General features: G+C 71.8%; 19 protein-coding genes. 7 read left to right on the forward strand and 12 right to left on the reverse strand.

Going from position 1 to position 20,222, the window contains the following annotated elements:
• Window positions 1-52 precede the first annotated feature (52 nt).
• From ACZ4U1_RS04895 to ACZ4U1_RS04910, 4 genes are all read right to left on the reverse strand, one after another.
• The gene (locus tag ACZ4U1_RS04895; protein ID WP_467899619.1) at window positions 53-1,081 is read right to left on the reverse strand and encodes a hypothetical protein; all 1,029 of its coding nucleotides are present in this window, start codon (window positions 1,079-1,081) and stop codon (window positions 53-55) included.
• A 104-nt stretch (window positions 1,082-1,185) separates the two neighbouring features.
• Window positions 1,186-1,935 (reverse strand): succinate dehydrogenase/fumarate reductase iron-sulfur subunit, encoded by a 750-nt coding sequence (locus tag ACZ4U1_RS04900; protein WP_467899621.1) that lies wholly within the window; start codon window positions 1,933-1,935, stop codon window positions 1,186-1,188.
• The gene (locus ACZ4U1_RS04905; RefSeq protein ID WP_467899623.1) at window positions 1,932-3,881 is read right to left on the reverse strand and encodes a fumarate reductase/succinate dehydrogenase flavoprotein subunit; all 1,950 of its coding nucleotides are present in this window, start codon (window positions 3,879-3,881) and stop codon (window positions 1,932-1,934) included. The genes ACZ4U1_RS04900 and ACZ4U1_RS04905 overlap by 4 nt, the downstream gene beginning before the upstream one ends.
• Window position 3,882: 1 nt before the next feature.
• Window positions 3,883-4,554, reverse strand: coding sequence for a succinate dehydrogenase (locus ACZ4U1_RS04910; RefSeq protein ID WP_467900094.1), 672 nt, complete (start codon window positions 4,552-4,554; stop codon window positions 3,883-3,885).
• Between the two features lie 120 nt (window positions 4,555-4,674).
• Here ACZ4U1_RS04910 and ACZ4U1_RS04915 point away from each other — a divergent pair, with 120 nt between their 5' ends.
• The gene (locus tag ACZ4U1_RS04915) at window positions 4,675-5,559 is read left to right on the forward strand and encodes a LysR family transcriptional regulator (protein WP_467899626.1); all 885 of its coding nucleotides are present in this window, start codon (window positions 4,675-4,677) and stop codon (window positions 5,557-5,559) included.
• 347 nt (window positions 5,560-5,906) lie between these two features.
• Here ACZ4U1_RS04915 and ACZ4U1_RS04920 read toward each other — a convergent pair whose 3' ends face one another.
• The gene (locus tag ACZ4U1_RS04920; protein ID WP_467899628.1) at window positions 5,907-6,797 is read right to left on the reverse strand and encodes an NAD(P)H-binding protein; all 891 of its coding nucleotides are present in this window, start codon (window positions 6,795-6,797) and stop codon (window positions 5,907-5,909) included.
• A 123-nt stretch (window positions 6,798-6,920) separates the two neighbouring features.
• Between ACZ4U1_RS04920 and ACZ4U1_RS04925 the strand changes: the two genes are divergently transcribed.
• Window positions 6,921-7,832: a LysR family transcriptional regulator gene (locus ACZ4U1_RS04925; protein ID WP_467899630.1), complete on the forward strand. Its 912-nt coding sequence runs from the start codon at window positions 6,921-6,923 to the stop codon at window positions 7,830-7,832.
• Here ACZ4U1_RS04925 and ACZ4U1_RS04930 read toward each other — a convergent pair.
• From ACZ4U1_RS04930 to ACZ4U1_RS04945, 4 genes are all read right to left on the reverse strand, one after another.
• Window positions 7,769-9,913 carry a putative bifunctional diguanylate cyclase/phosphodiesterase gene (locus ACZ4U1_RS04930; RefSeq protein ID WP_467899632.1) on the reverse strand — a complete coding sequence of 715 codons (2,145 nt, stop codon included), beginning with the start codon at window positions 9,911-9,913 and terminating at the stop codon, window positions 7,769-7,771. The genes ACZ4U1_RS04925 and ACZ4U1_RS04930 overlap by 64 nt on opposite strands.
• On the reverse strand, window positions 9,910-10,722 hold the full coding sequence (locus ACZ4U1_RS04935) for an SAM-dependent methyltransferase (RefSeq protein ID WP_467899634.1): 813 nt from the start codon (window positions 10,720-10,722) through the stop codon (window positions 9,910-9,912). Before ACZ4U1_RS04935 ends, ACZ4U1_RS04930 begins: the two co-directional genes overlap by 4 nt.
• 275 nt (window positions 10,723-10,997) lie before the next feature.
• Window positions 10,998-11,963 (reverse strand): SCO0930 family lipoprotein, encoded by a 966-nt coding sequence (locus ACZ4U1_RS04940; RefSeq protein ID WP_467899637.1) that lies wholly within the window; start codon window positions 11,961-11,963, stop codon window positions 10,998-11,000.
• 422 nt (window positions 11,964-12,385) lie between these two features.
• Window positions 12,386-12,700 (reverse strand): hypothetical protein, encoded by a 315-nt coding sequence (locus tag ACZ4U1_RS04945; protein WP_467899639.1) that lies wholly within the window; start codon window positions 12,698-12,700, stop codon window positions 12,386-12,388.
• 28 nt (window positions 12,701-12,728) lie between these two features.
• On the opposite strand from ACZ4U1_RS04945, the gene ACZ4U1_RS04950 reads away from it, so the two are divergent.
• The gene (locus ACZ4U1_RS04950; RefSeq protein ID WP_467899641.1) at window positions 12,729-12,857 is read left to right on the forward strand and encodes a hypothetical protein; all 129 of its coding nucleotides are present in this window, start codon (window positions 12,729-12,731) and stop codon (window positions 12,855-12,857) included.
• A 31-nt stretch (window positions 12,858-12,888) separates the two neighbouring features.
• Window positions 12,889-13,653 carry a bestrophin-like domain gene (locus ACZ4U1_RS04955; RefSeq protein WP_467899643.1) on the forward strand — a complete coding sequence of 255 codons (765 nt, stop codon included), beginning with the start codon at window positions 12,889-12,891 and terminating at the stop codon, window positions 13,651-13,653.
• A gap of 157 nt (window positions 13,654-13,810) precedes the next feature.
• Here the strand turns inward: ACZ4U1_RS04955 and ACZ4U1_RS04960 are convergent, their stop codons facing one another.
• A complete protein-coding gene (locus ACZ4U1_RS04960; protein ID WP_467899646.1) occupies window positions 13,811-14,677 on the reverse strand; it encodes a hypothetical protein in 867 nt (288 codons plus the stop codon).
• Window positions 14,678-15,009: 332 nt separating this feature from the next.
• Here ACZ4U1_RS04960 and ACZ4U1_RS04965 point away from each other — a divergent pair, with 332 nt between their 5' ends.
• The gene (locus ACZ4U1_RS04965) at window positions 15,010-15,681 is read left to right on the forward strand and encodes a class F sortase (RefSeq protein ID WP_467899648.1); all 672 of its coding nucleotides are present in this window, start codon (window positions 15,010-15,012) and stop codon (window positions 15,679-15,681) included.
• Between the two features lie 25 nt (window positions 15,682-15,706).
• Here the strand turns inward: ACZ4U1_RS04965 and ACZ4U1_RS04970 are convergent, their stop codons facing one another.
• Window positions 15,707-16,540 (reverse strand): polysaccharide deacetylase family protein, encoded by an 834-nt coding sequence (locus tag ACZ4U1_RS04970; protein ID WP_467899651.1) that lies wholly within the window; start codon window positions 16,538-16,540, stop codon window positions 15,707-15,709.
• Window positions 16,541-16,882: 342 nt separating this feature from the next.
• Here ACZ4U1_RS04970 and ACZ4U1_RS04975 point away from each other — a divergent pair, with 342 nt between their 5' ends.
• Together ACZ4U1_RS04975 and ACZ4U1_RS04980 are read left to right on the forward strand one after the other, a co-directional pair.
• The gene (locus ACZ4U1_RS04975) at window positions 16,883-17,353 is read left to right on the forward strand and encodes a universal stress protein (protein WP_467899653.1); all 471 of its coding nucleotides are present in this window, start codon (window positions 16,883-16,885) and stop codon (window positions 17,351-17,353) included.
• Between the two features lie 140 nt (window positions 17,354-17,493).
• Entirely contained in the window at window positions 17,494-18,918 is a 1,425-nt protein-coding gene (locus ACZ4U1_RS04980; protein WP_467899656.1) for an amino acid permease, read from the forward strand.
• A gap of 12 nt (window positions 18,919-18,930) precedes the next feature.
• Here ACZ4U1_RS04980 and ACZ4U1_RS04985 read toward each other — a convergent pair whose 3' ends face one another.
• Window positions 18,931-20,079 carry a CapA family protein gene (locus ACZ4U1_RS04985; protein ID WP_467899659.1) on the reverse strand — a complete coding sequence of 383 codons (1,149 nt, stop codon included), beginning with the start codon at window positions 20,077-20,079 and terminating at the stop codon, window positions 18,931-18,933.
• Between the last annotated feature and the right edge of the window lie 143 nt (window positions 20,080-20,222).

The raw sequence follows: 20,222 nt of genomic DNA on the forward strand, positions 1-20,222 counted from the left end.
GTGCGCGTGACGGGTGCCGGGAGAGCGGATGTGGGGGTGGTGAACGCCGGGGTCAGCCGTCCTTGGTGAGGCATCCGGCGAGCAGCCGCCCGGCCTCGTCCTCGTCCAGCACCCGCTCCAGGACGAGGTCACCCTTCATGTGCGGGAAGAAGCGGCCCGCGGGCCAGCCCCGGTCGTACGGCGGCGGGTCCAGGACGAGCAGGCGGACGCCGTCCACCACGGGGATGTCCGAGGGGGTGCCCTCGTTCCACACCCAGTCGCCGGAGGGGGTGACGAGGTTGAAGGAGCCGATGGTGTCCACCTGTCCGGGCTGGTCGCGGCAGACGGCCGCCTCCTCGGCTGAGGGGGCGCGGCCGGGCAGGTGGCCGCCGCCGATGAGGACGTCGGCGAGCAGCGTGTGCAGCTGGAAGTTGTCGCCGATGCCGGTCATGCGCATGGCGTAGCCGGTGCCGGTGGGGCGGTGCAGCACGACCAGCGGTTCGTCGTCCAGGACGAGCAGGGCGTAGGCCAGGCACTTGAAGTCGTGCCCGGAGGCCTCCTCCACCGAGCGCAGGGTCCGGAAGAGGCCGGTGCGCGTGTCGGTGTCGAGGGCGGTGCGGACGGCGGCGTGGTTGAGCATGGCGACGGAGGCCATCTCCCAGTGGTGCAGGGTGAGCCAGGCCACGGCCGCGTCGTCCCCGACCCGGTCGAAGAGGTCCGGGTGCTCCTCCTCGATGGTCGGGGCGGGGAGATCGCCGCCGCCGGTCGCCTCCCACCGTTCGCAGGCTTCCCGCGCGCCGTCGAGCGCCTCGGCGAGCCCGGCGAGGATGCGCGGTCCGCAGGCGGCGGCGTCGGCGCCGCGCTCGACGCAGGCGCCGACGATCACGGCGACGGTGGCGCGGGGGCCGGGCGGCACCTCGTCGAGTATTCCGGCGAGGCGTGGCCCGGCCTGCCGGAACTCCTGGTCGTCCGCCTCACCGAAGTACTGGTGCAGGTCCTGGAAGTACTGCTGCGAGCGGTCGGCGTCCTGCTCGCGGACAGCGGCCTCGAAACCGGCTACGGCGTCGAGGAACCGCTCCCTCCCCTTGTTTCCGAAGATCATGCGCGGAGCCTACAAGGGCCCGGGAAACCAGACGGGGCCGGGGAGCACCACTCCCGGCCCCGCCCGCCCGCCTCCGTCCGGCGAACGTCCTCAGGTGGTGACCGCTACCGTTTCCCCGCCTTCCGGGCGGCCCGCAGCCACTCCTTGTTCATGCTCGTGATCGACACCAGCGGAATGCCCTTGGGGCAGGCGGTGGCGCACTCACCGGTCAGCGTGCACCCGCCGAACCCCTCCGCGTCCATCTGCTCCACCATGTCCAGCACCCGCGTCTCCCGCTCGGGCGCCCCCTGGGGCAGCACGTTGAGATGGTTGACCTTGGCGGAGGTGAACAGCATCGCCGCCCCGTTGGGACACGCGGCCACACACGCCCCACAGCCGATGCACTCCGCGTGCTCGAACGCGAAGTCGGCGTCGGCCTTCGGCACCGGCGTGGCGTGGGCCTCCGGCGCGGACCCGGTCGGGGCGGTGATGTAGCCGCCGGCCTGGATGATCCGGTCGAACGCCGTCCGGTCCACCACCAGGTCCTTGATCACCGGGAACGCGGACGCCCGCCACGGCTCGATGTCGATCGTGTCGCCGTCCCGGAAGGACCGCATGTGCAGCTGGCAGGTGGTGGTGCGCTCCGGCCCGTGCGCGTCGCCGTTGATGACCAGGCTGCACGCGCCGCAGATGCCCTCGCGGCAGTCGTGGTCGAAGGCGACCGGCTCCTCCCCGGCGAGAATGAGCTGCTCGTTGAGGACGTCCAGCATCTCCAGGAAGGACATGTCGGGCGAGATGTCGTCCACCTCGTAGGTGGACATCGCTCCTTCGGCGTCGGCGTTCTTCTGCCGCCAGACGCGCAGGGTGAGCTTCATGCGTAGCTCCGCTGGGTGGGGTGGACGTACTCGAAGACCAGGTCTTCCTTGTGCAGGACGGGCGCCTCGCCGGTGCCGGTGAACTCCCAGGCGGCGGCGTAGGAGAACGCGTCGTCCTTGCGGGCGGCCTCGCCGTCCGGGGTCTGGGACTCCTCGCGGAAGTGGCCGCCGCAGGACTCGGTGCGGTGGAGCGCGTCGAGGCACATCAGCTCGGCGAGTTCCAGGTAGTCGACGATGCGGTTGGCCTTCTCCAGCGACTGGTTGAACTCCTCCCCGGTGCCGGGCACCTTGATCCGCCGCCAGAACTCCTCGCGGATCTGCGGGATGCGCTCCAGGGCCTTGCGCAGCCCCGTGTCGGAGCGGGCCATGCCGCAGAACTCCCACATCAGCTCGCCGAGTTCACGGTGGAAGGAGTCGGGGGTGCGGTCGCCGTCGACGGCCAGCAGCAGGTTGATCCGGTCCTCGGTCTCGGCCAGCACCTCCTGGACGACGGGGTGTTCGTCGGTGACCGGTTCCTGGTGCGGGTTGCGGGCCAGGTAGTCGTTGATGGTGGCCGGCAGCACGAAGTAGCCGTCGGCGAGGCCCTGCATCAGCGCGGAGGCACCGAGCCGGTTGGCGCCGTGGTCGGAGAAGTTGGCCTCGCCGATCGCGAACAGGCCGGGGACGGTCGTCTGGAGGTCGTAGTCGACCCACAGGCCGCCCATCGTGTAGTGCACGGCCGGGTAGATCCGCATCGGCACCTCGTACGGATCCTCGTCGGTGATCCGCTGGTACATGTCGAAGAGGTTGCCGTACTTGGCCTCGACCGCCTTGCGGCCCATCCGCTGGATGGCGTCGGCGAAGTCCAGGTAGACGCCCTGGCCGCCGGGGCCCACCCCCCTGCCCTCGTCGCAGACGTTCTTCGCGGCGCGGGAGGCGATGTCGCGGGGCACGAGGTTGCCGAAGGACGGGTAGATGCGCTCCAGGTAGTAGTCGCGCTCGTCCTCGGGGATCTCGTTCGGCGGGCGGGTGTCGCCCTGGGCCTTCGGTACCCAGATCCGGCCGTCGTTGCGCAGCGACTCGCTCATCAGCGTGAGCTTGGACTGGTGGTCGCCGGTGCGCGGGATGCAGGTCGGGTGGATCTGGGTGAAGCAGGGGTTGGCGAAGTACGCGCCGCGCCGGTGCGCCCGCCAGACGGCGGTCGCGTTGGAGTTCATGGCGTTGGTGGAGAGGTAGAAGACGTTGCCGTAGCCGCCGCTGGCGAGTACGACGGCGTCCGCGAAGTAGGTGTCGATCTTCCCGGTGATCAGGTCCCGGGCGACGATCCCGCGGGCCCGCCCGTCGACCACGATCAGGTCGAGCATCTCGGTGCGCGGGTGCATCTCCACGTTGCCCGCGGCGATCTGCCTGCTGAGGGCCTGGTAGGCGCCGAGGAGCAGCTGCTGGCCCGTCTGGCCGCGGGCGTAGAAGGTGCGGGAGACCTGGACGCCGCCGAAGGAGCGGGTGTCGAGCAGGCCGCCGTACTCGCGGGCGAACGGCACGCCCTGGGCCACGCACTGGTCGATGATCTCGACCGAGATCTGCGCGAGCCGGTGCACGTTGGACTCGCGGGCCCGGAAGTCGCCGCCCTTGACGGTGTCGTAGAACAGGCGGTGGATGGAGTCGCCGTCGTTGCGGTAGTTCTTCGCCGCGTTGATGCCGCCCTGCGCGGCGATGGAGTGGGCGCGGCGCGGGGAGTCCTGGTAGCAGAACTGGACGACGTGGTAGCCCTGTTCGGCGAGCGTGGCGCCCGCGGAGCCGCCGGCCAGGCCGGTGCCGACGACGATGATCGTGTGCTTGCGGCGGTTGGCGGGGTTGACCAGCTTGGCCTCGAAGCGGCGCTTGTCCCAGCGCTCGTGGATCGGGCCGGCGGGGGCCTTGGTGTCGGCGACCGGCGCGCCGGTCGTGTAGTCGGCGTAGGTAGTCATGTCAGCTCACCACTCCGGTCATCACGCCCACGGGTACGGCGATGAAGCCGGCCGTGAGCAGCAGCGCGAGGACGTTCGCGAGGGTCTTCAGGGCGCGGTCGCGGGTGCGGCTGCCGACGCCGAGGGTCTGGGCGGCGCTCCAGAAGCCGTGCCGGATGTGCAGGCCGAGCGCCAGCATCGCGACGATGTAGATGACGTTGCCGTACCAGGTGGAAAAGGTGTCCACGACGTTCTGGTACGGGTGGCCCTCCTGGAAGCCGCCGGAGTGCACGGTGCCGGTGGTCAGGTCGAGGACGTGCCAGACGATGAACAGGCCGAGGATGACGCCGCCCCAGCGCATGGTGCGGGTCGCGTAGCTCGCCCGCGGCTTCTTGTGCACGTACTTGCTGGGCCGTGCCTTGATGTCGCGGCGGCTGAGCTGGTAGGCGGACGTGGCGTGGGCGACCACGGCGACGAGGAGGACGACCCTGATGAGCCACAGCGTCCACGCGTAGTGCATGAAGGGTTCGCCGACGGTGCGCAGCCAGTGCCCGTAGTGGTTGAACTCCCCCGCGCCGAAGAAGATCTTCAGGTTCCCGATGACGTGGGCGACCAGGTACAGCAGCATGATCACGCCGCTGACGGCCATCACGGTCTTCTTGCCGACGGAGGAGTCCCACATCGTGCGCGCCATGGACGGCCGTCGGTCCGTCCGCGTTGCCAGAGCCATGGCACAAGACGCTAGGGCCGAACGGGCCAATCGGTCCAAGACATGGTACGGCTGGATTCCATAGGCGGAAGCTATCGTGGCACCATGCAGTTCCAGCAGCTCCAGTACTTCGTGGCCGTCGCCGAGACCCGGCACTTCACCCGGGCCGCCGAACGGGTCCATGTCGCCCAGCCGTCACTGTCCCAGCAGATCAGGGCGCTGGAGCGGGAGCTGGGCGCGGATCTCTTCCTGCGCGCCCGGGGCAACATCACGCTCACCGACGCCGGGGAGGCGCTGCTGCCGCTGGCCCGGCGCATCCTCGCCGACGCGGACACCGCCCGGCACGAGGTGCAGGAGCTGGTCCAGCTGCGGCGGGGGCGGGTACGGCTGGGGGCGACGCCGAGTCTGTGCACGGGGCTGCTGCCGGATGTGCTGCGCGCCTTCCACGACCGGTACCCGGGGATCCGGCTGCTGATCGAGGAGGGCGGCTCGCACGACCTGGTACGGGAGCTGGCGCGCGGTGCGCTCGATCTCGCTCTGGTCGTGCTGCCGCTGCCGACGCCGGCGCCCGCGCTGACGACGGTGGAGCTGTTGCGGGAGGACCTGGTGGTGGTGTCCTCACCGGAGGCGCCGGTCCCCGGCCGGGGCGGGCGGGCAGTCGAGATCCCCGATCTGGAGGGGGAACGACTGGTGATGTTCCGGCACGGCTACGACCTGCGGGAACTGACCGTCGCCGCGTGCCGCTCCGCCGGCTTCGAGCCGGACTTCGCCGTGGAGGGCGGCGAGATGGACGCGGTGCTGGGGTTCGTCCGGGCAGGGCTCGGCGTGGCCGTCGTCCCCCGGATGGTGGCAGCTCGGGCGGGCCGGGGCCTGCGCGTCACCCCACTGGCCCGCCCCGGCCTGCACCGCACCATCGCACTCGCCCACCGCAGCGACGTGGCCCCACCACGTGCGGCCCGGGAACTCCAGCGGATGCTGCTGGAGCGGTAGGCGGTGCGTGGAGGAGCGGTGGGCCATGCCGGCGCAGCGGCAGGCGATGCCGGAGCAGCCGCAGAAGGCACGGGACCACCCGCAGACGACGCCGATCCAGCCGTGGACGACGCCGGGGCAGCCGTAGACCGTGCCGCTCCAGCCCAACAGGCAACGCCGGACCAGCCGCAGACGACGCCGATCCGGCCGCAAACGACGCCGGGGCAGCCGTGGACCGTGCCGCTCCAGCCCAACAGGCAACCCCGGACCAACCGCAGACAGCGCCGGCCCGACCGTAGACGGCACCAGCCCAACCGTAGGCAACCCCGGCCCAGCCGCAGACGGCACCAGCCCAGCCGTAGGCGGCGTCAGCCCAGGACGGTCGGTTTGAGTGTCTCCTCGCACCAGCGGCGGAAGGAGGTGGGCGCGGTGTCGGGCGTGGTGGGTGCCGTGCTGCCGTAGAAGCCCTGCTCGGCGGTGGCGGTCGCGAGGTCGGTCACGGCCCGCGCCCAGTCCTCGCTCGCCCCGTGCCGCAGCAGCGTCGCCTTGTACTCCGCCCCGGTGAGCCGCTGGAAGCGCACCGGCCGGTCCAGCACCTCGGAGACGACGCGCGCCATGTCCTCGGGCGTCAGCGCGTCGGGACCGACCACCGGGACGTCCTCCTGGCCGGTCCAGGAACCGTCGAGCAGCAGCCGTGCCGCTGTGACTCCGACGTCACGGGTGGTGCAGGTGCGCAGCACCCGGTCGCCGTACGTCGCCATGGCGATCACACCGCTGTCGCGGATCGCCGCCGCCTGGTGGAGCAGGTTCTCCATGAGGTAGGGCGGGCACAGCGCCCGGTGGTGGACGCCGGTGGCCCGGATCACGTCGTCCATGGCCAGCGAGGCCGAGATCTGTCCGGCGTTCCGGGCGGCACCCCGGCCCAGGGTGGAGACGGCGACGACCCGCTCGACGCCCTCGGTGCGGATCGCGTCGACCAGGGGCCGGGTGAAGGCACGGAAGTGACCATCGACGCTGTCGGCGGTGGGCGTCGGCGGCACCAGCCAGAACACGCGGTCGACGCCCGCGCACGCCTTGGCGGTGACATCGGGGTCGGCGTGCGAGCCGGTGACGGCCTCGACGCGGGCGCGCACGCGCGGGGACAGGCGCGCCGGGTCCCGGACGATCACGCGGACCTCTCCCGCCGCGTCCCCGGCGTCGAGGAGGGAGTCGAGGACCTGGCTGCCGATCTGGCCGGTCGGGGTGGTGACAAGGATCATGGAAGGCTCCAGAAGGGAAGGGAAGGGGGCGTGGTCGAGCCTGCCGTCCGGCCGCCGGCAACTGAAGGACCGCTTCGCTCCCGGTTGTTACCCTCAGGGCAATACCGAAGGGAGGGCGACACCGTGGAGTCCCGCCCGCTGCGCTACTTCGTCGCCGTCGCCGAGGAACTGAACTTCGCCCGCGCGGCCGAACGGCTGGGCATCTCCGCCCCGCCCCTGTCCCGGGCGATCCGCCGGCTGGAGACGGATCTCGGGGTCACCCTCTTCGAACGGACCACCCACAGCGTCGCCCTGACCCGGGCGGGCGAGGTGCTCCTCGCCGAGGCGCGGTTCGCGCTGGACGCCCTGGAGGCGGCCGGGCGGCGGGCACAACGCGCGGCAGGCCCGGAGCGGAAGCTGGTCCTGGCGGTCAAGGCCGACGGCGACGCGGGCCTGCTGGAGGGGATCCTGGAGCGCTACGCCACCGACCCCGCCGCCGTGCCGGTGACGGTCCGGCTGTGCGGCTGGCTGGAACAGCCGCGGCTGCTGCGGCGCGGGGAGGCCGACGCCGCGCTGGTCCACGAACCCTTCGACCGCACCGGCCTGGACAGCGAGACCCTGGTCGCCGAGCCGCGGGTCGCGGTGCTCGGCACGGCCCACCCGCTCGCCGCCCGCGACCACGTCCTGCTCGCCGACCTGGGGCTGCGCCCCGGGGATCTGCACCGGTTCCTGGAGGAGATGCGGCACGGGGGCCGCGATCTCGCCCAGTTGCTCACCCGTGTCGCCCTCGGCGAACTGGTCACCCTGCTGCCGGCGTCCGTCGCCGACCGCTACCCGCGTCCGGGCGTCGTCTACCGGGCCGTCCCGGACGCGCCGCCCTCGCTGCTGGCGGTCGCCTGGCCGCAGCAGTCCCGCTCCACGGCCACCGCGGCTCTGGTCCGGGCGGCCGCCGCCATGGCCGCGGCCGCCCGCGACGGCGCGGCTCCGGCCGGTCAGCCCGTGGCGTCCACCAGGGCCAGGTCGTGGAGTCTCTCCGGTGGGCCCGGGCGGGCGTAGTACCAGCCCTGGGCCGTGTCGCAGCCCAGTACCCGCAGTTGTTCGGCCTGGGCGCCGGTCTCCACGCCCTCGACCGTGACCGCCAGGTCGAGGCTGTGGGCCAGGGAGACGATGCCCTCCACGATCTTGAGATCGACGGGGTCGGCGGGGAACTGCTGCATGCCCTGGGTGAAGGAGCGGTCGAGTTTGAGGATGCTCACCGGCAGGCGGCGCAGGTTGGCGAGGTTGGAGTAGCCGGTGCCGAAGTCGTCCAGGGCGATGTCGACGCCCATCTCGGCCAGCCGGCGCAGGGGTTTGAGCAGGTCGTCGTCGGCGCCGATGAGCGCGGACTCGGTGACCTCCAGGCAGAGGGCGTCCGGGGTGACGCCCGACCGTTCGAGGATGTCGACCGTGTCCTGCACCAGGCCGGGGTGGCTGAGCTGGCACGGGGACAGGTTGACGTTGATGCGCAGCGGGCCGGCGGCGGTCTCCTCGCCGTAGCACTCGCGCCAGGCGCGGGCCTGGCGGATCGACTCCTCCAGGACCCAGCGGCCGAGCGGCACGATCAGGCCGGTGTGCTCGGCGAGCGGGATGAAGCGGTCGGGACCGAGGACGCCGTGCTGCGGGTGCAGCCAGCGCACCAGGGCCTCGGCGCCGCGCACGCTGCCGTCGCCGAGGTGGACCAGGGGCTGGTACTCGATGAAGAACTCGCCGCGTTCCAGGGCGGTGGGCAGGGCCGTGGTCAGGCCGTGGCGGGTGATGGCGCGGGCGTCGGCCTCGGGATCGGCGAGTTCGGAGCGGTTGCCGCCCGCCGACTTGGCCCGGTACATGGTGATGTCGGCGCTGCGCAGCACCTCCGCCGCGGTGCGTTCGCCGGCCGGGCCCTCCACGATGCCGAGGCTGCCGCGCACCATGAGGTCGCGGCCGTCGATGCTGATGGGGGTGACCAGCGCGTTCATGATGCGGTCGGCGAGTTCGTCCACCTTGCGTTCGGTGCCGGGTCCGGTGGTCAGGGCCACGAACTCGTCCCCGCCGAGCCGGGCGACCATCTCGCCGGGCGCGGTCGCGCAGGACTGGAGCCGGTCGGCGACCTCCACCAGCAGCCGGTCGCCGGCCGCGTGGCCGAGGCTGTCGTTGACGGTCTTGAAGCCGTCCAGGTCGAGGTAGCACAGGCCGAAGCGCTGGCCCTCACCCGCGTTCAGGGCCTTCTCCAGCCGTTCGAAGAACAGCGAGCGGTTGGGCAGGCCGGTGAGGGCGTCGTGCGTGGCCTCGTAGCGCAGCCGGAGGTTGAGCAGCCGGCGCTCGGTGGTGTCCTCCATGAGGGCGAGCTGGTACTGCGGGGTGCCGTCGGCGTCGCGCAGCAGGGAGACCGTCAGGTTGGTCCACAGGACCGTGCCGTCGGTGCGGTTGAAGGCCTTCTCCACGTGGTAGTGCTCGCGCTCGCCGCGCACGAGTTCGTCGTAGAGCCGCCAGGTCTGCGGGGCGTCCTCGGGGTGGACCCAGTCCTGGACGCGCCGGCCGCGCAGGGCCTGCTCGGAGAGGCCGAACATGCGCAGCAGCGCCTCGTTGACCTGGAGGACGTTACCGTCGAGGTCGGCGATGCCGATCCCTATCGCCGCGCCCTCGAAGACCGCGCGGAAGCGGGCTTCGCTCGCGTGCAGCGCCTGGGCCACCACGCCCTGGGCCTGCAACGCGGCCTGGGCGATGGCCTCCTGCTCGGCGAGGGTGCGCTCGCGCAGCGCCTGGGCGTAGCCGGCGGCCATCGCGTGCTGCAGGCGCGAGGAGCGCATGCGCAGTTCGTCCTGGGGGCCGTCCTCGCCGCAGTAGAGGACCAGGTAGGCGTCGACGCAGTCCAGGGTGCGGGCCAGCGCCTCGGGGTCGGTGCAGTGCGCCCCGACCAGGGCGGCGCCCACGGCCTTCGCCGCGTCCGCGTCGAAGCTGCGGGCGCGCAGCAGCTCGCTCAACCGGCGTGCGAGCGGGAGGAGTTGTTCCTCGAACTCGGCGCGGGTCAGCGACGTGGAGGTCACCGGGAAGAGGGCCCGGCTCCAGATCGTCGTCAGCCGGCGCAGTCTGTCCTCCGGCCCGTCCGGCTCCGCGATCACGCCGTACGCCCCACGCCGGCGAAGCCGGAGAAGGCATACGGATCCTCGTCCTCCGGTGCCGATTCCGGGCGCCAGTGCGGCATCGGCACCAGTCCGGGTTCCACCATGTCGTACCCCTCGAAGAACCGCGCGATCTCGTCGCGCGAGCGCATGATCAGCGGGTTGCGAATGTCCTTGTACACGTCCACCGCGCCCTCGGCCCGTTCGGCGGGCAGCGGGATTCCCTCGTACGAGGCATGGGTGAGGATCAGCACGCTGCCGGGCGCGAGCGCCTTGCGCAGCTCGGCCACCGCAGCGTACGGGTCGTCCGCGTCTTCCACGAAGTGCAGTATGGCAACGAGAAGCAGGGCCACTGGCCGATTCAGGTCGATCAGCCGCTCCAGTTGGGGGCTTGCGAGGATCTCATGGGGCTTGCGGAGGTCGGCCGCGACCACGTCCGCGTCGTCGTTTCCCGCCAGCACCGCCTGGCTGTGGGCCACCGCGACCGGGTCGTGGTCGACGTAGACCACGCGGGCGCCCGGTACGGCCGCCTGGGCCACCTCGTGGACATTGCCGAAGGTCGGGATGCCGGAGCCGATGTCGAGGAACTGGGTGATGCCCTCGTCGGCCGCGTACCGCACGGCCCGGCGCATGAACGCCCGGTTGGCCTGCATGATCTTCGGCAGGCCCGGCATGAACTCCATGGCCTTGCGGGCCGCTTCCCGGTCGACCTCGAAGTTGTGCGAACCGCCCAGGTAGTAGTCGTAGATCCGCGAGACGCTGGGCACCGAGATGTCGATGCTCCGTGGGGCCCAGGCGGGACGCTCCATGTGACTCTCCAAGGCGTGGACAGGTGTAGGCGATCCGGTGTTCGAGCTGAGGCTACTGATCGCTCGCCAAAGGGGCGACCTGAACCGGAAATTGACCGTCCGTTCCCGGTCACTGCCTGCGGCAAGTGCCCGTATGACCCCGCTGTGTGACGGCTGTGCGGCCGTGTGCGCGCCCGCCGCGCACAACGATCCGCCCCCTCCGTGCGGTGCGGAGGGGGCGGATCTTCGGCCGTGCGCGCCGGGTCGGGCGGGGCGATCGACCCTGGGGAGGTGATCTATTCGCCCGGCGCGCCGACCGGCTTGCCGTCGGGCGAGACGGCGTACCACGTGCCGCCGACGCCCTGACCGTTGGTGTCGCCGGGGGCCTTGTCCCCGGAGAAGGTGTAGATCGGCCAGCAGTTGACGGTCATCTGCTTGCCGCCGTCGGGGCGGTCGAAGGACATCAGGCCCTTCTTCTTCACACCCTCGGTGTCGTCCGCGTTCACCGGGGCGACGGCCGGCCACTTCTCCAGGCAGGCCCCGGTGCAGTTGGAGACGGGCTTCGGCCAGGCCTCGTCCTTCATGAAGCGGTAGACCGTCATGCCGTTCCTGTCCACGACGACGTCACCCAGTTTGGGGTCCTTGCGGACGGACAGACCGGGCAGGTCGGACAGCTTGGCCTTCTTGCCGTCGGGGGCGAGCGCGAACCACTTGCCGCCCACGCCCTGGCCGTTGACGTCACCGGCGTTGACGTCCTTGGCGTAGCGGTAGGCGGGCCAGCCGCCGATGGTGAGCTGCTTGGTGCCGTCGGCGCGGGTGACCTCGCCGAGCAGCGCCTTGTCGATACCGGCGCCGGCGGTGGCGTCGTCGGCGGGGACCGGGGGCCAGGTGGTGGCGCAGTCGCCGTCACAGTTGGACTTGGGCGGGTTGGCGGTGTCCTTGTCGAACCGGTAGAGGGTGAGGCCGGAGCCGTCGGTCAGGACGTTGCCCAGTTCGGGGTTGCCGGCCACGGAGAGCTTGCCCGCGGGGGCGACCTCGGCCGGGGAGGCGGAACTCTTGTTGCCGTCGGCGCCGTAGCCGTTGCCGGCGCCGGTCGCGGTCCCGCTGCCCGGGTTGCCGTAGTCCCCGGCCGCGGCCGTGGCCCCGACGTTCTGGGCCGCCGACGCGGGAGTGGTGGTGTTGTCCTGACCGCACGCCGTCGTCAGCGCCAGCACCGAAGCGGCTGTGGCCACCAGTGAGGCGGTCCGCCAGGAGGTCTTCATCGTCTAACTCCCCATTATCGCCTGGATATTGCAGCGCCCTGCTGCGCCGCCGCACGGTCATGGGTACGCACCGCAGGGGTCACGGTGTTCAACGGCGGCCGGAATTTCTTTCCGGGTCCTGCGCGGGTGCACAGGGGAAGAGGGGACAGAGGGGGCCGGTGGCGGCTCTTCCGCTCGTCAAACCTCCGACCGCACCATCTCCCTCGTTCGGAGCAATCTCGGCGCACTACGGCGCGCGGCGGCCCTGCGCGCCTCATGATCTTCGTCGTGCATGGACCCGAAGTGACCCGATGCGCGCCCGCCACCAGGGTCGTGGCCCTGTTGACGCTGACCTGGGCCCTGGTGGGCTGCCCGGCCGGCAGCGCGTCGGCCGACGCCTGCGCGTCCGCCTCGACGGGCCCGGACGGCACGGTGGCGGTGGCCTACGCCGGCGGCCACCACTGGCCCGACCCGCCCTGCCCGAAGCCGCCGCCTCCTCCCCCGTGTCCGCCCACACCGACGCCGACACCCCCGCCACCGCCGAAGCCGACGCCACCGCCGAAGCCGACACCGAAGCCGACGCCCACCCCCAGACCGACGCCGAAGCCGACGCCCACACCGAAGCCGACGCCGAAGCCGACGCCCACACCGCGGCCGCCCGCCCGGCCCGCTCCGGCACCCCCGGCGCCCCGGCCGACGCCCACGCCCACCCCGCCGCCGGCCCCCGAGCCGCCACCCCGGCCGAAGCCGACGCCCAAGCCCGCCCCGCGCCCCTCCGTGACCCCGGTGGGCTACCCGGCGTACCACCCCCACGTCATCAGCCACCCCAAGCGCGGCCGCACCACGCCCGTCACCTACGTCCTGCTCATCACCGTCCCCGCGATCGTCGCTGTCGCGGCGCTGCGCCCGCGCTGACGCGCGGCCCGCTCACCTCTGGAGGCACCAGTTGTCGGATTGGCTTGTTCTCGTCCTCGCGATGCTGGGGGCCTGTGGCGTGGTGGTCGTCATCACGCTGCTACGGCACCGGACGGCCGCCGAGGACGAGGATCCGAGCGAGACCCCGGACGTCATCGAGTACATGACGATGTGGATCGGCGTCATCTACGCCATTGTGCTGGGCCTCGCCATCGCGGGCGTGTGGGAGGCCCGCAACGCCGCCGAGGACTATGTGCAGTCCGAGGCCCAGGCGCTGCACGAGATCTCCGAGCGGGTCCGGGTCTACCCGCCCGACGTCCGGAACGGCATCCGCGCGGACGTGGACGCCTACGTGACGTACGTCGTCCACACCGAGTGGCGGACGATGGCGCACGAGGAGCGCGTCACGGACCGCGGCGCCCGACTGCTGCGGCAGGTCCGGGCGGACGTCACCGACTACCGTCCGAAGAACGACTTCGAGGCACAGGCCTACCAGCCGCTGCTGGACCAGCTCGCCGCCGCCGACCAGGCGCGCAACGCGCGGGCCGACTCCACCGGGCCGACCATGCCGCCGGTGGTGTGGTGGGGGCTGCTCACCGGGGCCCTGATCACCATCGGCATGGTGTTCGCGCTCCAGATCCGGCGCACCGGACGCGAGCTGATCCTGGCCGGGCTGTTCTCCGCGACCATCGCCTTCATGCTGTTCCTCATCTGGGACTTCGACGCGCCCTACAGCCGGGGCATCGCGGTGACCGCGGAGCCGTTCCTGAGCCTGTTCCCGGGCGCCGGCGGATGACTTTGCCGCCGCACCGGCGCCCGGCGTCCCGTTGGGACGGCCGCCACGACAGGCCTTCGCCCCCGCTTCCGTGCGGAATCGGGGCGAAGGCCTGTCGGTGTGCGAGGGCTCGGGCGCGGGGACGGCTCCCGGTGGCCCCGGCGGCGCACCGGGGCGCTCAGACGCGCTTCTCGTGCCGCCGGTGCAGCCAGAAGGCACCACCGCCGACCAGGGCCGCGGTCACCAGCCCGCCGCCGATGGCCACGTCGGCCGGTGTCGCACCGGTGGTCCTGCTTCCGCCGAGGCCGCCGTTGACACCGCCGAGCACGGTGAAGGCGTCCCGGCGGGTCAGGGTGCGGCCGTCACAGCGCACGGTGACGTCGTAGCGGCCGCGGCGGGCGTCGCGGTCGACGGTGGCGACACCCCGCGCGGTGTCGTCGCGGAACGGCTCCAGCCGGATGGTGCCGAAGGCGTCGGAGCTCGCCGTGCCGGACGTGCAGCCGTTCACGATGATGGTGAGGCGGCCTCCGGCGGGCAGGACGTCGGGCGTGACGAAGATGTCGCGCGAGTTCACGCCGTCACCACGGCCTTCGCCCTCCCCGCCGAAGCCGTTCCCGCGGCCGAAGTCCCCTCCTCGGCCTCCGCCGCCTTCACCCCCGCGGCCGTTCCCGTTCCCGAACCCCTCGCCGCCGCGGCCGTTCCCCTCGCCTCCACGGCCGTTCCCCTCGCCTCCGCGGCCGTTGCCGTTGCCGTTCCCGAAGCCGTCGCCACCACGGCCGTTCCCGTTTCCGTTGCCGTTTCCGTTGAAGTTGCCGTTCCCGTTCCCGTTGAAGTGGCCGTTCCCGTTCACGTTGCCGGTCCCCGGCAAGACGCCGTTCCCGCTGAAGGTGCCGATGTTGCCGGTGCCGGGGACGATGACGGTGGTGTTGTCGGTGCCGCTCGGTCCGCCCCCGTTGCCCATGCCGTCCGCGACGGCCACCGGGGCGGCGAGCCCGAGCACGGCGACTGTGGTGCACGCCGCCGCCAGGGCACGTTGGTTGCGCATGTGATCCTCCGCGGGAGGTCACCGGGTCCCGTCCCCGGTGGATCGGCGAGAAACACCTCCCAGGGAAGACCCTCGGACGCGCGGAACACGCCCGCATGTCGAGAATGGTCCGTCCCGGTGATCCGACACGCCGACGGACAACCACACAATCTGATATTGCCGCAGGTCACGGACCGTCAGAAAATTCCTGGGAACGGCAACTCGGATGGCTCACCGAACGGGCGGCCCGCCACCCGTTCGCCGATCGCCCCGTCGCCCCTGGCCCGCGCGGGATTTAGCGTTTTCCCATGCGCGACGGACGTGGTGACGACCGCGTCGAGAGGGGATGGCGAATGTCTGCGTCCAAGCTGTCCGAGCTTGCCGAGGAGGAAGCGCGGCGGAGGAAACGCGCCCCGTGGGGCGTCATAGCGCTTGCTCTGCTTTCCGGCCTGGCGCTCATCCGGAACGGTTCCGGAGAGTTCGACGTCGGCCCGCCGCAGCCCGCCTCGGCGGCGGCCCCGGACACCCGCGCCACCCTGGGCTCCCTCGCGCCCGCGCCCACCGCGCTGCCGTTCTCCCCCGTGCAGCGGGTGCGGATCCCGGCGATCCGGGTGGACGCGCCCGTGGTGCAGGTCGGTCTGGACGCGGACGGCTGGGTCGCCGCACCCCCGCCGGACAACCCCAACCTGGCCGGCTGGTTCACCGGCGCCGTCTCCCCGGGGGAGAAGGGCACCGCGGTCGTCGTCGGGCATGTCGACAACAAGCAGGGGCCCGCCGTGTTCTACGGCCTCGGGGCGCTGCAGAAGGGAAATCAGGTCGAGGTCCTGCGCCAGGACGGAAAGACCGCGGTGTTCGAGATCTACGGGGTCGAGGTCTTCGCGAAGAACAATTTCCCCGGCGACCGCGTGTACGGCTCGAAAGGGACACCGGAACTGCGGGTCATCACCTGCGGAGGCGGATTCTCGAAGCAGAACGGCTACGAAGGGAATGTCGTCGTCTTCGCCCGCCTGGCCGCGGTCGTCTGAACCACCGCGGCCAGGACGGTGACCGTCACACGCGCCGTCGCGGCACGGTGAGGTGGTATCCGGAGTCGATCAGATAGGGCAGCCATTCACGGATGGCGTGGACGGTCTGCGAACGGTCGCCCCCGGCGTCGTGGGAGAGCACCACGACCCCGGGGGCGGCCCCCTCCTCGACCCGGTCCACGATGGTGTCGGTGCCCGGCTCCATCCAGTCGGTGGTGTCCACGGTCCACGCCATCGGCTCCATGCCCATCTCGGCACCCAGTTGGAAGGCGGCGCGGTTCCAGGCGCCGTAGGGGGCGCGGAACCACTGCGGGCGCTCGCCGTAGGCGTCCTCGATGGCGTCGCTGGTGCTCTCCATCTCGTCGCGGATCTCGCCCCGGTCGAGGTCGGTCAGCAGCGGGTGCGTCCAGGTGTGGTTGCCGACGACATGGCCCTCGTCGGCCATCCGGGCCAGCAGTTCCTTGTTCTCGACCACGCACTCGCCGCACACGAAGAACATCGCCCGTGCGCCGTAGCGGGCGAGGGTGTCCAGGATGTGCGGGGTGTACTCCGGGTGGGGGCCGTCGTCGAAGGTCAGCACCATGCGCCGGCCGCGCCCGGTGATCCGCAGAATGGGTTCCTGACGCACCTTCACCTTGCGGGGCGCGGTGCGCGGCGGGCCGTATCCGGTGAGCGGCTGGAGCCGGAAGGCGGAGGGCGCCAGCGCCTGACGGGCCTGCGGGCCGGCGACGGGCGCCGCCGCGGTCCGGGCGGTCTCCTCGGCGCCGGCCAGGATGGCTCCGGCGGTGCCCGCGGCTCCCAGGACGGCGCCGCCGGCGAGGAGCATCCGGCGGCGCGTGAACAACTGATCCTTCTGCATGACCCATCAGTCGCCCCGCCGGACTCCGGCGCACCCCAACGACACCGGTGCGGCTGCGGGAATGCACCCGGACAGCGCAGTGGACGCGGGTTCCGGCGGCGACGGGGCCGGCCGGCCGCGGGTTCCGGACCCGTCCTCGCGCGGGCCCGGCCCCGTCCCCTCCGGCGAGGCCGGACACCGGCACGGACGGCGGGTCCGCCGTGGTGACGGGCCGCCGTCCGGTCTCCGGGTGCCCCATCGGCGTCCATGAACTCACCGGACCGGAGCGGGCCGGTCACGGTGCATCAGGTCCGGGGAGCCCGCACGGCCACGGGAACCGCTGGTTCCGATAGCCTCACGGCCGTGACGGAACAGCACGAGCAGCACTCGCACCGGTTCGAACGGGGCACGGACGGGCCGAAGGTCATCGTGGTCGGCGTGGACGGATCCGACTCCTCGATGCGCGCCGCCGCCTACGCGAGCGGTCTGGCCCGGCGCCAGCACGCGCTGCTGGCGGTGGTGTACGTGCAGCCGGTGCTCGCGGCAGGGGCGGCGCTCGGGGCGCCGGTGGCGGAGACCACCGACGAGATCGCCGAGGACCTGGTCGCGCAGATCCGGGAGGCGGCCGAGCGGGTCAAGGGGATCTTCGAGGTGCGCTGGGAGTTCCACACCTTCCGCGGGGATCCCTACAACGGGCTGGTGCAGGCGGCGGACGAGCTGAAGGCGGACGCGGTGGTGGTGGGCGCCTCGGAGCAGGCGGGGCACCGGATCATCGGCTCGGTGGCGGTCCGGCTGGTGAAGGCGGGGCGCTGGCCGGTGACGGTCGTACCGTAGGGCGCCACGGCGGCAGCGGGGCGGGCGGCGGCACCTACCCGGACCCCGGCCCCGGCCGTGCGTGGCGTCTTCCCTGGGCGGCGACCCTGAGACATCATGATCGGCCGTCAGCCGTTGCCGCAGGCGAAGAGGTGAGACGCATGGCCAGGATCCGGGCGGGTGAGGGAATTCTCCGCCGCAAACCCATCGAACACATCGAGGAGACCGAGGTCGGCGAGGGCACCCGGCTGGACAAGTCGCTGGGGCTCTGGCAGCTCACCGCCATCGGCGTGGGCGGCATCATCGGGGCGGGCATCTTCACGCTGGCCGGCACGGTGGCGAACGGTACGGCCGGGCCCGCGGTGCTGGTGTCCTTCCTGATCGCCGGTGTCGCGAGCGCCTGCGCGGCGCTGTCGTACGCCGAGTTCGCGGGGCTGATCCCCAAGGCGGGATCGGCCTACACGTACGGGTACGCGGTGCTCGGCGAGTTCGCGGGCTGGTTCATCGGCTGGGACCTGCTGCTGGAGTACACGGCGATCGTGGCCGTGGTGGCCATCGGCATCTCCGGCTACTTCAGCTTCCTGATCGAGGAGCTGGGCGCCGGCCTGCCGCAGTGGATGCTGGGCGCGCCCGGTACCGGGCCGGGACACCGGGTCGACCTGTTCGCGGCCGTGCTGTGTCTGCTGATCGCCTGGCTGCTGAACCTGGGCATCCGCAGCGCGGCCCGCTTCGAGACGTTCGTGGTCGGGCTGAAGGTGCTGGTGGTGCTGCTGGTGATCGGGGTGGGCGTGTTCCACATCAACAGCGGGAACTACCAGCCGTTCTTCCCGTTCGGCATCGGCGGGGCGTTCACCGGCGCCGCGACGGTGTTCTTCGCGGTGTTCGGCTACGACGCGATGTCGACGGCGGCCGAGGAGTCGAAGGACGCCCAGCGGCACATGCCGAAGGCGATCGTCTACTCGCTGGTGATCTCCATGGTGCTGTACGTGGCGGCCTGTCTGGTGCTGACGGGCATGCAGAACTACAAGGACATCGACAAGGAGAGCGGCTTCTCGACGGCGTTCAAGTCGGTCGGGCTCGACGCGCTGGCGGACGTGATCGCGGTCGGGGCGATCATCGGCATCCTCACGGTGATGTTCACGTTCATGCTGGGCGTGACCCGGGTGTGGTTCGCGATGTCCCGGGACGGGCTGCTGCCCCCGTGGTTCGCCAAGACGCACCCGACGCGGCACGTGCCGACCCGGGTGACCTGGATCGTCGGGGTGGCCTCGGCAGTCATCGCCGGTTTCGTCCCGATCGGCGAGGCGGCGCAGCTGACCAACATCGGCATCCTCCTGGCGTTCGTGGTGGTGTGCGCGGCGGTGATCGTGCTGCGCTACCAGCAGCCGGAGCTGCCGCGCACCTTCCGGACGCCGTGGATGCCGGTCGTGCCCGCGCTGGGCATCGTCTTCTCGATCTGGCTGATCACGTTCCTGCAGTGGCAGACCTGGGCGCGGTTCGCGGTGTGGTTCGCGATCGGCTGCCTGATCTACTTCGGCTACTCCTACCGGCGCTCGGTGCTGGCCGCCCGGCAGCCCGCCGGGTGACCGGGACACCGGTCACTCCCCCATCACCAGGCCGTCCTGGGCGGCCCCGCGGCTGAGCACGACGTCCCTGATCCGGTCGCGCCGGGCCTCCAGTTCGGCGCCCCGGGCGATGGCCTGGTTGAGGTTGACGACCCGGCCGGCGTCGAGGTCGTACAGCTGCGGGACGAACTCGGCCTTGGTGACCCGCCAGGCCTCGCCGGGCCGGGCGGGCGGGGCGAAGGTGAAGCGGCCGAGGGTGGACTCGTTGCCCCGCGGGTCCTGGGCGCCCTCGCCGTTGTACATCTCGCCGGCGATCTGGTCGCCCATCCCGTAGATCACCCAGGTGCCGTTGACCTTCTCGTACGCCTGCGGGACGTGGGCGTGGGTGCCGAGGACGAGGTCGATGTCCGGGTGGCCGTCGGTGGCCGAGGCGGTGAGCCGCTGGGCGAGGCCGAGCTGCAGCCGGTCGGGCTGGTCCTGCCATTCGGTGCCCCAGTGCACGGAGAGCACGACCACGTCGGCGCCGGCCTTCCGGGCGGCGCGGGCGTCGGCGATCATCCGGTCGGCGTCGATCAGGTTGACCGCCCAGGGCTGTTTGGGGGGCAGCGGGTTGCCGTTGGTGCCGAAGGTGTACGACAGGTGGGCGACCTTGGCCGAGCCGGCCCGCAGGATCGTGACCGTGCGGGCCTCCGCCTCGTCGCGGGCGGTACCGGCGTGCCGGAGGCCGGCCTTGTCCATGGCGTCGAGGGTGCGCCGGATGCCGGCGGTGCCGTCGTCGAGGGCGTGGTTGGAGGCGGTGGAGCAGCCGTCGTAGCCGGTGGCGGCGAGGCCGTCGGCGATCTGCGGCGGGGACTTGAAGACGGGGTAGCCGGCGTAGTCGCCGTCGGCGCCGTAGACGGTCTCCATGTGACACAGTGCCAGGTCGGCCCGAGAGACGACCGGTTGGACGCCGGCCAGCATGGGTCGGAAGTCGTGGCCGCCGCCGTCGGCGTCGTAGGCGGCCCGTTCGATGACGGAGGTGTGCGGCAGGACGTCTCCGGAGGCGACGAGGGTGAAGCCTCGGGCCGCGGTGGGCGCCGAGCGTCCCTGGGCGCCGGAGTCCCGGTGCTGGTTCTGGCAGGCCGCCCCGGCCGCGAGAACGGCGGTCAGGGCCAGGGCCACCTGCTGTCTGCGTCCGATCATCAACTCACCCCAGGATTGTCGTATATACAGACGAAGCCGTGACGGGCATATGGGTATGAAGCTGATGTGCCGGATAAACAGACCGGGTGGGGTCATTAGCCCGTCCGGTGTCCTGCTGTCCCGATTGTCCGACCGTTCGCCGA

The sequence above is a fragment of the Streptomyces sp. NPDC028928 genome (assembly GCF_055564915.1).

Bases quoted from the DNA above. Each gene is read 5' to 3' on its own strand.
- ACZ4U1_RS04910 (WP_467900094.1), bottom strand. From the start codon at position 4,554: ATGGCGCGCACGATGTGGGACTCCTCCGTCGGCAAGAAGACCGTGATG.
- ACZ4U1_RS04965 (WP_467899648.1), top strand. From the start codon at position 15,010: ATGTCTGCGTCCAAGCTGTCCGAGCTTGCCGAGGAGGAAGCGCGGCGG.
- ACZ4U1_RS04920 (WP_467899628.1), bottom strand. From the start codon at position 6,797: ATGATCCTTGTCACCACCCCGACCGGCCAGATCGGCAGCCAGGTCCTC.
- ACZ4U1_RS04940 (WP_467899637.1), bottom strand. From the start codon at position 11,963: ATGAAGACCTCCTGGCGGACCGCCTCACTGGTGGCCACAGCCGCTTCG.
- ACZ4U1_RS04900 (WP_467899621.1), bottom strand. From the start codon at position 1,935: ATGAAGCTCACCCTGCGCGTCTGGCGGCAGAAGAACGCCGACGCCGAA.
- ACZ4U1_RS04985 (WP_467899659.1), bottom strand. From the start codon at position 20,079: ATGATCGGACGCAGACAGCAGGTGGCCCTGGCCCTGACCGCCGTTCTC.
- ACZ4U1_RS04970 (WP_467899651.1), bottom strand. From the start codon at position 16,540: ATGCAGAAGGATCAGTTGTTCACGCGCCGCCGGATGCTCCTCGCCGGC.
- ACZ4U1_RS04980 (WP_467899656.1), top strand. From the start codon at position 17,494: ATGGCCAGGATCCGGGCGGGTGAGGGAATTCTCCGCCGCAAACCCATC.
- ACZ4U1_RS04915 (WP_467899626.1), top strand. From the start codon at position 4,675: ATGCAGTTCCAGCAGCTCCAGTACTTCGTGGCCGTCGCCGAGACCCGG.
- ACZ4U1_RS04905 (WP_467899623.1), bottom strand. From the start codon at position 3,881: ATGACTACCTACGCCGACTACACGACCGGCGCGCCGGTCGCCGACACC.
- ACZ4U1_RS04895 (WP_467899619.1), bottom strand. From the start codon at position 1,081: ATGATCTTCGGAAACAAGGGGAGGGAGCGGTTCCTCGACGCCGTAGCC.
- ACZ4U1_RS04960 (WP_467899646.1), bottom strand. From the start codon at position 14,677: ATGCGCAACCAACGTGCCCTGGCGGCGGCGTGCACCACAGTCGCCGTG.
- ACZ4U1_RS04935 (WP_467899634.1), bottom strand. From the start codon at position 10,722: ATGGAGCGTCCCGCCTGGGCCCCACGGAGCATCGACATCTCGGTGCCC.